General features: G+C 74.6%; 14 protein-coding genes. 13 read left to right on the forward strand and 1 reads right to left on the reverse strand.

Going from position 1 to position 12,520, the window contains the following annotated elements; translation table 11 throughout:
- Positions 1-252 precede the first annotated feature (252 nt).
- The 9 genes from ACZ51S_RS11630 to ACZ51S_RS11670 all read left to right on the forward strand — a co-directional run bounded on the left by ACZ51S_RS11630 (position 253) and on the right by ACZ51S_RS11670 (position 9,067).
- Positions 253-1,026, forward strand: a complete 774-nt coding sequence (locus tag ACZ51S_RS11630; RefSeq protein WP_468804319.1) for a hypothetical protein — start codon at positions 253-255, stop codon at positions 1,024-1,026.
- The gene (locus tag ACZ51S_RS11635; RefSeq protein ID WP_468804317.1) at positions 1,023-1,796 is read left to right on the forward strand and encodes a hypothetical protein; all 774 of its coding nucleotides are present in this window, start codon (positions 1,023-1,025) and stop codon (positions 1,794-1,796) included. Before ACZ51S_RS11630 ends, ACZ51S_RS11635 begins: the two co-directional genes overlap by 4 nt.
- 135 nt (positions 1,797-1,931) lie before the next feature.
- On the forward strand, positions 1,932-3,800 hold the full coding sequence (glmS, locus tag ACZ51S_RS11640) for a glutamine--fructose-6-phosphate transaminase (isomerizing) (RefSeq protein ID WP_468477288.1): 1,869 nt from the start codon (positions 1,932-1,934) through the stop codon (positions 3,798-3,800).
- 24 nt (positions 3,801-3,824) lie between these two features.
- On the forward strand, positions 3,825-4,193 hold the full coding sequence (locus tag ACZ51S_RS11645; protein WP_468477289.1) for a holo-ACP synthase: 369 nt from the start codon (positions 3,825-3,827) through the stop codon (positions 4,191-4,193).
- A 52-nt stretch (positions 4,194-4,245) separates the two neighbouring features.
- Complete coding sequence (locus ACZ51S_RS11650) at positions 4,246-5,652, forward strand: NAD(P)H-hydrate dehydratase (RefSeq protein WP_468960615.1); 1,407 nt, start codon at positions 4,246-4,248, stop codon at positions 5,650-5,652.
- Positions 5,653-5,745: 93 nt separating this feature from the next.
- Positions 5,746-6,882, forward strand: coding sequence for an alanine racemase (gene alr / locus ACZ51S_RS11655; RefSeq protein ID WP_388934783.1), 1,137 nt, complete (start codon positions 5,746-5,748; stop codon positions 6,880-6,882).
- Between the two features lie 32 nt (positions 6,883-6,914).
- Positions 6,915-8,114 (forward strand): alpha/beta fold hydrolase, encoded by a 1,200-nt coding sequence (locus tag ACZ51S_RS11660; RefSeq protein WP_468477330.1) that lies wholly within the window; start codon positions 6,915-6,917, stop codon positions 8,112-8,114.
- The gene (gene tsaE, locus ACZ51S_RS11665) at positions 8,071-8,625 is read left to right on the forward strand and encodes a tRNA (adenosine(37)-N6)-threonylcarbamoyltransferase complex ATPase subunit type 1 TsaE (protein ID WP_468804312.1); all 555 of its coding nucleotides are present in this window, start codon (positions 8,071-8,073) and stop codon (positions 8,623-8,625) included. The genes ACZ51S_RS11660 and tsaE overlap by 44 nt, the downstream gene beginning before the upstream one ends.
- Before the next feature lie 265 nt (positions 8,626-8,890).
- Positions 8,891-9,067 carry a hypothetical protein gene (locus ACZ51S_RS11670; RefSeq protein WP_468477291.1) on the forward strand — a complete coding sequence of 59 codons (177 nt, stop codon included), beginning with the start codon at positions 8,891-8,893 and terminating at the stop codon, positions 9,065-9,067.
- A 117-nt stretch (positions 9,068-9,184) separates the two neighbouring features.
- Here ACZ51S_RS11670 and ACZ51S_RS11675 read toward each other — a convergent pair whose 3' ends face one another.
- Complete coding sequence (locus ACZ51S_RS11675) at positions 9,185-9,742, reverse strand: hypothetical protein (protein ID WP_468804310.1); 558 nt, start codon at positions 9,740-9,742, stop codon at positions 9,185-9,187.
- A 135-nt stretch (positions 9,743-9,877) separates the two neighbouring features.
- Between ACZ51S_RS11675 and tsaB the strand changes: the two genes are divergently transcribed.
- From tsaB to ACZ51S_RS11695, 4 genes are read left to right on the forward strand one after another with little or no spacing between them, the layout of a single operon-like run.
- Complete coding sequence (tsaB, locus tag ACZ51S_RS11680; protein ID WP_468477293.1) at positions 9,878-10,540, forward strand: tRNA (adenosine(37)-N6)-threonylcarbamoyltransferase complex dimerization subunit type 1 TsaB; 663 nt, start codon at positions 9,878-9,880, stop codon at positions 10,538-10,540.
- Entirely contained in the window at positions 10,537-11,058 is a 522-nt protein-coding gene (gene rimI / locus ACZ51S_RS11685) for a ribosomal protein S18-alanine N-acetyltransferase (RefSeq protein ID WP_388934767.1), read from the forward strand. Before tsaB ends, rimI begins: the two co-directional genes overlap by 4 nt.
- The gene (gene tsaD / locus ACZ51S_RS11690; protein WP_468477294.1) at positions 11,051-12,211 is read left to right on the forward strand and encodes a tRNA (adenosine(37)-N6)-threonylcarbamoyltransferase complex transferase subunit TsaD; all 1,161 of its coding nucleotides are present in this window, start codon (positions 11,051-11,053) and stop codon (positions 12,209-12,211) included. The genes rimI and tsaD overlap by 8 nt, the downstream gene beginning before the upstream one ends.
- Entirely contained in the window at positions 12,208-12,483 is a 276-nt protein-coding gene (locus tag ACZ51S_RS11695) for a hypothetical protein (protein ID WP_388934762.1), read from the forward strand. The genes tsaD and ACZ51S_RS11695 overlap by 4 nt, the downstream gene beginning before the upstream one ends.
- Positions 12,484-12,520 lie beyond the last annotated feature (37 nt).

Below are 12,520 nucleotides of genomic sequence, written 5' to 3' on the forward strand. Positions count from 1 at the left end.
GTGGGGTCGGTCACGTGGCGGATGGCCGGCGGGGGAACCCCGGGTGACCGGGGTGCGGCGGCGGCGGGGCGGGCTCGCGGCGGTGCGAACACGAGTACGTCTCGATAGGGGGCCCGCCCGGTCTCGTGCGGATCACGATTCCGCCCGTGATCCGAAAACCCGTTCGTGTGATCGATGGCGAGCCGTACATTGTTCGTCGCCGCGGCGCCGACCTGCGCCCTGACGGCTTCTGTTCCATGGGGGAGATCGTTCGTGCGTACCACTGTCGTCCGTCGTGCCGTCCTGACCGCTTCGGCACTGTCCCTCGGCCTGCTGGCCACGGCCTGCGGCTCCGGTGACTCCGGTACGAAGGCCGGTGGCGGGGCGGAACCGCAGCGGTCCGCGTCCGCCCCGGCGGCGGACAAGGGGAAGTCGGCCGCCGAGCTGGCCCCGCTGCTCGTCACCCAGGCCGACCTGCCCGCGTACGCGGTCGAGGCGGACGCGGCCGCGAAGGCGGGGGGCGGGCAGAGCGCCGTCCCCGACAAGGCCGAGTGCAAGCCGCTGGTCCAGCTCCAGTCCTTCGTGCCGCTGGGCAAGCCCGCCGGCACGGCGACCGTCGCCGCCCGGGAGAAGGCGAAGAAGCCGGGCGAGGGCGCGTCGGTGGAGGACAAGCTGGACGCGCTGAAGGACGGCCTGAGCGTGACCCGTACCTCGGTCGGCCTCGCCTCCTACGACGGCAAGGGCGCCGAGGAGGCCTTCGGCACGCTGAAGGCCGCGACCACGGCCTGCGCGGGCGGCTACACGGTCCAGGACGGCGCCGAGTCCACCAGGATCGAGAAGGTCGGGTCCTCCCCGGCGGTCACCGCCGGCGACGAGTCCCTCGCCTACAGCACCGTGATGGACCTGAAGGACGGCGACAAGGCCACGATGCAGTTCGTGGTCGTGCGCAAGGGCAACACCCTGGCCACCTTCTACGCACTGAACCTGACCGGTGAGGCCGCCCAGCCGAAGGCGGTCGTGGAGGCGCAGGCCAAGAAGCTCGGATGAGAGCGGCCCGCGCGCGGCGCGCGGCCGCACTGGGCGCCTCGGCCCTCTCCGGGCTGACGCTGGCCTTACTGGCCACGGGATGCGGGACCGCCCGGCCCGCCATGGTGGTGGAGATCGTGCCGGCGGCGGACGAGTCGCCCTCCGGGGCGGCCGACCACGCCGCGAAGGGCAGGGCGCAGCAGCTGCCGGCCCGGCTGATCGTGGCGCAGGGGGACCTGGCGGACCACAGGGTCAGCCCCGAGGGCGCGGACAGCGCCCTGGTGAGCGTGGACCGGCCCGAGTGCCGGGAGCTGGCGTACGCGGCCACCGGTTTCCTGCCGACCGGGCGGACCGGCTGGGCCCGGGCGTCGGTGGTGGCCGTGCCGGCGCCGCTGCCGCGGGAAGCCACGGAGCGGCAGAAGCGGGCGGCCGCCCAGGACGCGGCCAGCTCGACCGTGACGGTGGTGACCCTCGGTTCGTACGCGGGGAACACCGCCGACGGGCACTTCGGCGAGGTGCGCGCCGCGGGCGAGGCGTGCCGTGCGGGCTACTCCGCGACGGCGAACGGGGAGACCGTCAAGGTGACCCGGGTCGTCCCGCACGCCGCGCACGGCGGTGACGAGGCGGTCGCGTACACGGTGGAGGCCGAGCGGGACGGCGAGCACTACGTCACCGAGCTGATGGTGGTGCGCAAGGGCGGCACGCTCGTGAACCTGGCGGCCGGACGGTCCTCGGGGGCGGCCGAACTCGCGGCTCCGGTGGTCGAGGCGCAGCTGCGCAAGCTCGGCTGAGGGCGGCGGCCGTCGGTCCGTCGAACGGGCGCTTCGAAAACGTCGTCAACCCCGCTCCGGTGGATTCGCCGGGGCGGGGTTTTCGTCCTGTTCGGGTACGGGGCGGACGGGTGGCCACGGCGTACGCTGCCGCCTATGTGCGGAATTGTGGGTTACGTAGGGGCGCAGTCTGCGCTCGATGTGGTCATCGCCGGACTGAAGCGGCTCGAGTACCGCGGCTACGACTCGGCCGGGGTCGCCGTGCTCGCCGACGGGGTGCTCGCCAACGTCAAGAAGGCCGGAAAACTGGTCAACCTGGAGAAGGAACTGGTGAGTCGGCCGCTGCCGGCCGGCTCCACCGGCCTGGGGCACACCCGGTGGGCGACCCACGGCGGGCCCACCGACGTCAACGCCCACCCCCACCTGGACAACTCCGGCCGGGTGGCGGTCGTGCACAACGGCATCATCGAGAACTTCGCCGCGCTGCGCGCCGAACTCGCCGGGCGCGGGCACCGGCTGGAGTCCGAGACGGACACCGAGGTGGTGGCGCACCTGCTGGCCGAGTCCTTCGAGGCGGCCGGCGGTGCCGGCGGTGCCGGCGGCGGCCTCGCGGAGGCGATGCGGAGGGTGTGCCGGCGGCTGGAGGGCGCGTTCACCCTCGTCGCGGTGCACGCCGACGAGCCGGACGTGGTGGTCGGCGCGCGCCGGAACTCCCCTCTGGTGGTGGGCGTTGGAGAGGGTGAGAACTTCCTCGCCTCGGACGTGGCCGCGTTCATCGCCCACACGCGCGCCGCGATCGAGCTGGGGCAGGACCAGGTCGTCGAACTCCGCCGCGACGGGGTCACGGTGACCGGCTTCGACGGTGCGCCCGCGACCGTGCGGGCGTACCACGTGGACTGGGACGCCTCGGCGGCCGAGAAGGGGGGCTACGACTACTTCATGCTCAAGGAGATCGCCGAGCAGCCGAAGGCCGTCGCCGACACCCTCCTGGGCAGGATCGACGCGAGCGGCCTGCTGACCCTGGACGAGGTGCGCATCCCCGCCTCGGTGCTCCGGGAGGTCGACAAGGTCGTCATCGTGGCCTGCGGTACGGCGTACCACGCGGGCATGATCGCGAAGCTGGCCATCGAGCACTGGACCCGCATCCCGTGCGAGACGGAGCTCGCCAGCGAGTTCCGCTACCGCGACCCGATCCTGGACCAGCGGACGCTGGTGATCGCGATCTCGCAGTCCGGCGAGACCATGGACACCCTGATGGCGCTGCGCCACGCGCGCGAGCAGGGCGCCAAGGTGCTGGCCGTCTGCAATACGAACGGCTCGACCATCCCCCGGGAGTCGGACGCCGTGCTGTACACGCACGCCGGTCCGGAGGTGGCCGTCGCCTCCACGAAGGCGTTCCTGACGCAGCTGGTCGCCTGCTACCTCGTCGCGCTCTACCTCGGGCAGGTACGGGGCACGAAGTGGGGCGACGAGATCCGGGCGGTGATCCGGGAGCTGTCGGACATCGCCGCGGCGGTGGACACCGTACTGGAGACCATGGAACCGGTACGGGCCCTGGCGCGCTCCCTCGCCGACAAGAACACCGTGCTCTTCCTGGGCCGGCACGTCGGTTACCCCGTGGCGCTGGAGGGCGCGCTCAAGCTGAAGGAGCTGGCGTACATGCACGCCGAGGGCTTCGCGGCGGGCGAGCTCAAGCACGGGCCGATCGCGCTGATCGAGAAGGACCTGCCGGTCGTGGTCGTCGTGCCGTCGCCGCGCGGGCGCTCGGTCCTGCACGACAAGATCGTCTCGAACATCCAGGAGATCCGGGCGCGCGGGGCGCGGACCATCGTGATCGCGGAGGAGGGTGACGAGGCCGTGGTCCCGTACGCCGACCACCTGATCCGCGTCCCCGCGACCCCGACGCTGCTCCAGCCGCTGGTGGCGGCGGTGCCGCTCCAGGTGTTCGCGTGCGAGCTGGCGACGGCGCGCGGGAACGAGGTGGACCAGCCGCGTAACCTCGCAAAGTCCGTGACGGTGGAGTGAGCGAAGAGTGGGCGGGTTGTTCCTGTGATTGTCGGTGTGGGGATTGACGTTGCCGAGATCGAGCGGTTCGGCGCGGCACTGGAGCGGACGCCGCAGATGGCCCAGCGTCTCTTCCTCGACTCCGAATTGACGCTGCCGAGCGGCGAGCGGCGCGGAATCGCCTCGCTCGCCGCCCGGTTCGCGGCCAAGGAAGCCCTGGCCAAGGCCCTGGGGGCGCCCGCCGGGCTGCTGTGGACCGACGCCGAGGTGTACGTGGAGGACACCGGGCAGCCCCGGCTGCGGGTGTCCGGCACGGTCGAGGCGCGGGCGCGGGCGCTCGGCGTCACGTCCTGGCACATCTCGCTGAGCCACGACGCCGGCATCGCGTCGGCCGTGGTGATCGCCGAGGGCTGACGCGGGCGGTGACCGCCGGGGGTCCGCGCCCGCCGTGCGGCAGGCTGGGGGCATGCGTACTGCTTACAGCGTGGAGACCGTACGGGCCGCCGAGCGCGAGCTGATGGCACGGCTGCCGGAGGGCGCCCTGATGTCCCGGGCGGCGGCCGGACTGGCCGCCGTGTGCGCGGAGTTGCTGGCGCGGCGCCGCGGCCGGGTCTACGGGGCCCGCGTGGTGCTGCTGGCCGGCCCCGGGGACAACGGCGGCGACGCGCTGTACGCGGGCGCCCGGCTGGCCCGTCGCGGCGCCGGGGTGACGGCGGTGCCGATGGACCCGGCGCGGATCCACCCGGGCGGGCTGGCCGCGCTGCGGGCCGCCGGGGGGCGCGTCGCGGAGTCGGTGCCCGCGCGGGCGGACCTCGTACTGGACGGGCTCGTCGGCATCGGCGGCCGGGGCGGGCTGCGGCCGGCGGCGGCCGCGCTGGTGGAGCGGATCCCGGCGGGGGCGCTCGTGGTCGCCGTGGACCTGCCGAGCGGCGTGGACGCCGACACCGGGGAGGTCGCGGGCCCGGCGGTGTCGGCCGACGTGACGGTGACCTTCGGCGCGTACAAGCCGGGGCTGCTGATCGACCCCGGGGCCTCGCGGGCGGGCGCGGTGCGGCTCGTCCCCATCGGGCTGGACCTGCCGGCCCCGGCGCAGCTGGAGGCGCTCCAGCACGCCGACGTGGCCCGGCTGCTCCCGGTGCCGACGGCGTCGAGCGACAAGTACCGGCGGGGCGTGGTCGGGGTCGTCGCCGGGTCGCAGGAGTACCCGGGCGCGGCCGTGCTCGCCGTGGCCGGGGCGCTGCGGGGCGGTGCGGGCGCGGTGCGGTACGTCGGGCCGGCCGCGGACGCCGTGCTGGCGCGCTACCCGGAGGTGCTGGTGGGGCGGGGGCGGGTGCAGGCCTGGGTGGTCGGCCCCGGGCTCGGGTCCGGGCGGGCCGCCGAGGTCGAACGGGCGCTGGCGGACCGGGACGTGCCCGTACTGGTCGACGCGGACGGGCTGCGCGGGCTGGATCCGGCGGTGGTGCGCGCCCGCCGGGCGGCGACCCTGCTGACCCCGCACGCGGGGGAGGCGGCGGCGCTGCTGGGGGTGGCGCGGGACGCGGTGGAGGCGGGGCGGCTGGCCGCCGTGCGGGAGCTGGCCGGGCGGTACGGGGCGACGGTCCTGCTGAAGGGGTCGACGACGCTGGTGGCCTCCGGCGGTGCGGTACGGGCCAACCCGACGGGCACGCCCTGGCTGGCGACCGCCGGCAGCGGGGACGTCCTGTCCGGGCTGGCGGGGTCGCTGCTGGCCGGGGGCCTGGACGGGACGGACGCCGGCTCGGTGGCGGTGTACCTGCACGGCCTCGCGGGCCGGACCGCGGCCGCGGGCGCACCGGTCCCGGCCCACGAACTGGCCGAAGCCCTGCCGACGGCGTGGCGGTCGGTCGGGTCCTGACGCCGGGCCGCACGGTCCGGCCGTGGTGGCGGCCGTGGCGGCGCGTGACGGGCAGAGCGGAGGCTCGGGGAGGGTTCTGAGAGACTGTGGGCGATGAACGAGACACCGATGCGCGTGTACGCCGAGATCGATCTTGACGCAGTACGGGAGAACGTACGCGCCCTGCGCGCGCGGGCACCCCGGGCCGAGCTGATGGCCGTCGTCAAGGCGAACGCCTACGGGCACGGTGCCGTCCAGTGCGCCCGTGCGGCCCAGGAGGCCGGTGCCGCGTGGCTCGGCACCGCCACCCCCGAGGAGGCGCTCGCCCTGCGCGCCGCCGGCATCGAGGGCCGCGTCATGTGCTGGCTCTGGACCCCCGGCGGGCCCTGGCGGGAGGCCGTCGAGGCCGGTATCGACGTGTCCGTCAGCGGGATGTGGGCCCTGGACGAGGTCCGGGCCGCCGCCCGCGCGGCCGGCCGTACAGCCCGCGTCCAGCTCAAGGCCGATACCGGCCTCGGCCGCAACGGCTGCCAGCCCGCCGACTGGGCCGAGCTGGTGGGCGCGGCCGTCGCCGCCCAGGCCGAGGGCACCGTCCGGGTCACCGGCGTCTGGTCCCACTTCGCCTGCGCCGACGAGCCCGGCCACCCCTCCATCGGGCTCCAGCTCGACGCGTTCCGCGACATGCTGGCCTACGCGGAGAAGGAGGGCGTCGACCCCGAGGTCCGGCACATCGCCAACTCGCCCGCGACGCTCACCCTCCCCGAGAGCCACTTCGACCTCGTGCGCACCGGGCTCGCCGTCTACGGCGTGTCCCCGTCGCCCGAGCTCGGCACCCCCGCCCAGCTCGGGCTGCGCCCCGCCATGACCCTCAAGGCCTCCCTCGCGCTGGTCAAGGCCGTCCCCGCCGGGCACGGCGTCAGCTACGGCCACCACTACGTCACCGGGACCGAGACGCACCTCGCGCTCGTTCCCGCCGGCTACGCGGACGGCCTGCCGCGGAGCGCCTCCGGCCGCGGGCCGGTGCTCGTGGGCGGCAAGGTCCGGCGGGCCGCCGGACGGATCGCCATGGACCAGTTCGTCGTGGACCTCGGCGAGGACCTCGCCCGGGCCGGCGACGAGGTCGTCCTCCTCGGGGACGCCGGGCGCGGCGAACCGACCGCCGAGGACTGGGCTCAAGCGGCACACACGATCGCGTATGAGATCGTCACCCGTATCGGAAGCCGGGTTCCCCGGGTGTACCTCGGCGGCTGACACGGCCGTCACGGGCCGAGTGCCGGGTGCGAGTGCTGAGTGAGGACGGCGACGTCGTGAGCGAGAACTGGCGCAGGGCCGGCTGGGCCGGCGCCGCCATCGGTGTGCTGGCGGCCGGTGCCGCGGCCGGTGTCGCGGTCGAACGCATCACCGTGGGGCGCGGCATCCGCATGAAGGCGCGCCTCGCCCTCGACGCCGCCGGCGACTTCGGCTCCCTGCGCGGGACCGAGGGCGCGTGCCGCGCCGAGGACGGCACCGAGCTCTACTACGAGACCGACGAGCTGCCCGAGGACGGTACGAAACGCCGGCTGCGGCCCAAGGACCCGGCGGCCGGCACCACCGTCGTCTTCTGCCACGGCTACTGCCTCTCCCAGGACTCCTGGCACTTCCAGCGCGCCGCCCTGCGCGGGGTCGTCCGTTCCGTCTACTGGGACCAGCGCAGCCACGGCCGCAGCGCCCGGGGCCTGGCCCAGGCCGACGGCGAACCGGTGACCATCGACCAGCTCGGCCGCGACCTGAAGGCCGTCATCGACGCCGCCGCGCCCGAGGGCCCGCTCGTCCTCGTCGGCCACTCCATGGGCGGCATGACCGTCATGGCCCTCGCCGACCAGTTCCCCGAGCTGGTGCGCGACCGCGTCCGCGGGGTGGCCCTGATCGGTACCTCCAGCGGCCGGCTCGACGAGGTGACGTACGGGCTGCCCTCGGTCGGACTGGGCGCGGTGCGCCGCATCCTGCCCGGGGTGCTGAAGGCGCTCGGCTCCCAGGTCGAGCTGGTGGAGAAGGGGCGCCGGGCCACCGCCGACCTCTTCGCCGGCATGATCAAGATGTACTCGTTCGGCTCCCGGGACGTGGACCCCGGTGTGGCGCGCTTCGCCGAGCGGCTGATCGAGGCCACCCCGATCGACGTGGTCGCGGAGTTCTACCCGGCATTCCAGACCCACGACAAGAGCGCCGCCCTCCAGCGGTTCGCGGACATCCCGGTCACCGTCGTCGCCGGGGACCGGGACATGATCACCCCGGCCGGGCACAGCGTGGCCGTCAAGGAGGTGCTGCCGGCCGCCGAGCTGGTGGTGCTGGAGGACACCGGGCACCTGATGATGCTGGAGCGCCCCGACCTCGTGACCGGGCTGCTGACCGGCCTGCTGGCGCGCACCGGAGCCGTCCCCGCAACGGCTAACGTTGGGGGACATGGAAGAAGTACCGCGGGAAGCGCCGCGCAGCCCGGCCGCTGAGGCACTGGCCGAGGCCGCCGCAGAAACCCTGATCACCGTCGACTCGCCCGCCTCCATGCAGGAGCTGGGCCGCAGGATCGCCGGCCTGCTGCGCCCCGGCGACCTGGTCCTGCTGACCGGCGAGCTCGGCGCGGGCAAGACCACCCTGACCCGGGGGCTGGGGGAGGGGCTGGGGGTGCGCGGGGCCGTGACCTCGCCGACCTTCGTGATCGCCCGCGTCCACCCGTCCCTGGGCCAGGGGCCGGCGCTGGTGCACGTGGACGCGTACCGCCTCGGCGGCGGGCTCGACGAGATGGAGGACCTGGACCTGGACGTCTCGCTGCCCGAGTCCGTGGTCGTCGTGGAGTGGGGCGACGGCAAGGTCGAGGAGCTCTCCGACGACCGGCTGCACGTGGTGATCGGGCGGGCGGTCGGCCACGAGGAGGTCCTGGACGACGTGCGCGAGGTCGCGCTGCGCGGCGTCGGCGCGCGGTGGGCCGGCACGGAGCTGGCGACCCTCTCGGAGCGGTAGCCGGCGTCCCGCGCGACTCCGCGGAACCCGGCGGAGCCGGGTGGAACCCGGTGGAACGGGGGCCGGACCGCCCGGCCCGGCCGGGATCCGGCGGACCGCCGGTATCCGCCGACGGCCGTACCGCCGTGGTTCCGGCCTGCGCGGCGGACGACGTACCGACAAGTCGTCGGGAAGATATTGCGTTGGCGTGGGCTCGCGTGATGACATGGTACCCAGCGCTGGTTAGGTCTACCTAAGTACGCGTCCCGGGTCTCAGGAGGCAGCCATGTCGGCAGCAGGAGCAGAGCGAGCGCCCGTCGTGTCCATGCGGGCCCTGCTCGCGGCGGGCGCGGCCGCCACGGCGGTGTCCACGCCGCCCGCGCGCGGCGCGGCGGAACCGGAAGAGGGGCCCGCGCCCGAAGCGGAACGGGAACAGGCCGCCCCCGAGTCGGAAGCGGCCTGATACGCACCTTCGGGTGAATCACGCTGCGTGGGCGCCTCACGCGGCGCGAGGGGCCCCGCACCGGGGAACGCCGTGGGAAGCGCCACGAGCCCCGGGAGAGGGCCGCCGGGGCGGCCGTCAGGCGACGACGACGACCTTCGCGCCGATCGTCGCGAAGGCCCAGACCGCGTCACCGTCAGCCCGTGCCATGCGGATGCCGCCGGTCTTCTTCGTGGTGTCCGGCTCCGGCATCGCACCGTCCACCCGGGCGCTGAAGCCGATCGCGATGCCGTCCGCGCTGGCGAACCGTACGACGTGCTCGATCGGCACCCCGTCCGTGCCGGTCACCGCGCCCGCGCGCGAGCCGACGACGTAACTGCCCGGCGCCGGGTGCACCGTGCTCGGCACCACCGCGAACGTCCTCGGCTCCTTGCCGTCCTCCGTGACCAGCCAGACCCGCTTCTGGGAGACCGAGTACACGACCCGCGGCCCCGTCCCGGAGTCCGCCGGCACCGCCGCGGGCTTGGCCGGGTCCTGCTTCGCGGGGGCCTGTCCCTGCGGCGCGGCAGGGGCCTGCGGGCCCGTGCGGGCGGGGTGCGCGGGCGCGGTCGCGGAGGCCTGGTAGCCCAGGAAGCCGATCGCGGCGAGCGCCGCCGCGGTGAGCCCGGCCACGATTCCCGAGCTGCTGCGTGCCACCTTGCTCCACCTCTCCGCGCCATGGGTCGTCGAACTCCCGGCCGACCCGGGTGTGTCCCCGGTCGAAAGGTAGCAGCCGGCCCCCGCCCCGACCGGCCGCAAGGCCCTGGGGCCGGGGAGTCGTAGGCTGTTCGCGTGCTCTTGCTCGCCGTAGATACCGCCACGCCCGCCGTCACCGTCGCCCTGCACGACGGGGAATCCGTCCTCGCCGAGTCGAACCAGGTCGACGCCCGCCGCCACGGGGAGCTCCTGCTGCCCGCCGTGGACGAGGTCCTCGCCGAAGCCGGGGTGAAGCTCGAAGCCGTCACCGGCGTCGTCGTCGGCGTCGGCCCCGGCCCCTACACCGGGCTCCGCGTCGGCCTCGTCACCGCCTCCACCTTCGCCGCCGTCCTCGGCGTCCCGGTGCACGGCCTCTGCACCCTCGACGGGCTCGCGTACGCCGCCGGGGCCGCCGGGATCGAGGGCCCCTTCACCGTCGCCACCGACGCGCGGCGCAAGGAGGTCTACTGGGCGCGCTACGAGGACCCGCGCACCCGCGTCGGCCAGCCCGCCGTCGACCGCCCGGCCGACATCGCCGACCGCGTCGCCGGCCTCCCGGCCGTCGGCCAGGGCGCCCTGCTGTACCCGGAGGTCTTCACGGACGCCCGCGCCCCCGAGCACCAGTCGGCCGCCGCGCTGGCCGCCCTGGCCGCCGAGCGCCTCGCGGCCGGGGCGGAGTTCCTCCCCCCGACCCCCCTCTACCTGCGCCGCCCCGACGCGCAGGTGCCCAAGAACTACAAGGTGGTCACCCCGCAGTGACCGCCCCGACCGCAGTGCTCCGCGAGATGCGCTGGTGGGACATCGAACCGGTGCTGGAGCTGGAACACGAGCTGTTCCCCGACGACGCCTGGTCGGCCGGGATGTTCTGGTCCGAACTCGCCCACGCGCGCGGCCCGCACGCCACCCGCCGCTACGTCGTCGCCGAGGAACCCGGGACCGGCCGCCTCGTCGGCTACGCCGGACTGGCCGCCGCGGGCGACCTGGGCGACGTACAGACCATCGCCGCGGCCAAGGACCAGTGGGGCACGGGCCTCGGCGCCCGGCTGCTCACCGAGCTGCTGCGCGCCGCGACCGCCTTCGAATGCGCCGAGGTGCTGCTGGAGGTACGGGTGGACAACACCCGTGCCCAGCGGCTCTACGAGCGGTTCGGCTTCGAGCCGATCGGCTTCCGGCGCGGCTACTACCAGCCCGGCAACGTCGACGCGCTCGTGATGCGCCTGACCGACCCGGCACAGACCAGAACCGAAAACCCTGAGAGCAGTGAGAGCAATGGCTGACGAACCGCTCGTCCTCGGCATCGAGACCTCCTGCGACGAGACCGGCGTCGGCGTCGTCCGCGGCACCACCCTGCTGGCCGACGCGATCGCGTCGAGCGTCGACGAGCACGCCCGCTTCGGCGGGGTCGTGCCCGAAGTGGCCTCCCGCGCGCACCTGGAGGCGATGGTCCCCACCATCGAGCGCGCCCTGAAGGAGGCCGGGGTCAGCGCCCGGGACCTCGACGGCATCGCCGTCACGGCCGGCCCGGGCCTCGCGGGGGCGCTGCTGGTGGGCGTCTCGGCGGCGAAGGCGTACGCGTACGCGCTCGGCAAGCCGCTGTACGGCGTCAACCACCTCGCCTCCCACATCTGCGTCGACCAGCTGGAGCACGGGCCGCTGCCCGAGCCGACGATGGCGCTGCTGGTGTCCGGCGGGCACTCCTCGCTGCTGCTGGCCCCCGACATCACCAGCGACGTACGGCCGCTGGGCGCGACCATCGACGACGCCGCGGGCGAGGCCTTCGACAAGATCGCTCGCGTGCTCCAGCTCGGCTTCCCGGGCGGCCCGGTCATCGACCGGCTGGCGAAGGAGGGCGACCCGAAGGCGATCAACTTCCCGCGCGGTCTGACGGGGCCCCGCGACGCGGCGTACGACTTCTCCTTCTCGGGCCTGAAGACAGCGGTGGCCCGCTGGATCGAGGCCAAGCGCAACGCGGGCGAGGAGGTGCCGGTGCGCGACGTGGCGGCGTCCTTCCAGGAGGCCGTGGTGGACGTGCTGACGCGCAAGGCGATCCGCGCCTGCAAGGACGAGGGCGTGGACCACCTGATGATCGGCGGCGGCGTGGCGGCCAACTCCCGGCTGCGCTCGCTCGCGCAGGAGCGCTGCGACGCCGCGGGGATCGTGCTGCGCGTGCCGAGGCCGAAGCTGTGCACCGACAACGGCGCCATGGTGGCTGCGCTGGGCGCGGAGATGGTCAGGCGCAACCGGCCGGCCTCCGACTGGGACCTGTCGGCGGACTCCTCGCTTCCGGTGACGGACCCGCACGTGCCGGGCACGTCCTCCCAGGAGCACGAGCACGAGCACGGGGACGGTCACGGCCATGCCCATGGTCACGGCCACGCGCACGATCACGACCACGTGCACGAGCTCAGCAAGGACAACCTCTACTCATGAGCACCGTCGCCCTGATGTGGGAGGCCCGGGCCGTCGACGGCCGGGGCAACGAGCTCCTGGAGTGGGCCCGGGCGCAGGTCCTGGCCCGGGAGCCGGTGCGCCGCGAAGTGCTGCGCGCCCCGCAGGAACGGGTGCTCGTGATCACCTGGTGGGAGGTCCCCGAGGGCCTGGCGGCGGAGCTCCCCGAGCTGCCCGAGCCGGCCGCGGACCTGATCACCCGGGCGGTGCACCGCTGGCGGTTCGAGTCGGTGGAGACGACCGGTACGGGCTGAGGTGCCCGCCGCGGCGCGCTGCGGCCCTGGTCGGAGC

The sequence above is a fragment of the Streptomyces sp. NPDC034043 genome (assembly GCF_055575675.1).

Coding starts and splice junctions, on each gene's coding strand:
- tsaE (WP_468804312.1), top strand. CDS start 8,071: ATGGAAGAAGTACCGCGGGAAGCGCCGCGCAGCCCGGCCGCTGAGGCA.
- ACZ51S_RS11635 (WP_468804317.1), top strand. CDS start 1,023: ATGAGAGCGGCCCGCGCGCGGCGCGCGGCCGCACTGGGCGCCTCGGCC.
- glmS (WP_468477288.1), top strand. CDS start 1,932: ATGTGCGGAATTGTGGGTTACGTAGGGGCGCAGTCTGCGCTCGATGTG.
- tsaD (WP_468477294.1), top strand. CDS start 11,051: ATGGCTGACGAACCGCTCGTCCTCGGCATCGAGACCTCCTGCGACGAG.
- alr (WP_388934783.1), top strand. CDS start 5,746: ATGAACGAGACACCGATGCGCGTGTACGCCGAGATCGATCTTGACGCA.
- ACZ51S_RS11650 (WP_468960615.1), top strand. CDS start 4,246: ATGCGTACTGCTTACAGCGTGGAGACCGTACGGGCCGCCGAGCGCGAG.
- ACZ51S_RS11695 (WP_388934762.1), top strand. CDS start 12,208: ATGAGCACCGTCGCCCTGATGTGGGAGGCCCGGGCCGTCGACGGCCGG.
- ACZ51S_RS11670 (WP_468477291.1), top strand. CDS start 8,891: ATGTCGGCAGCAGGAGCAGAGCGAGCGCCCGTCGTGTCCATGCGGGCC.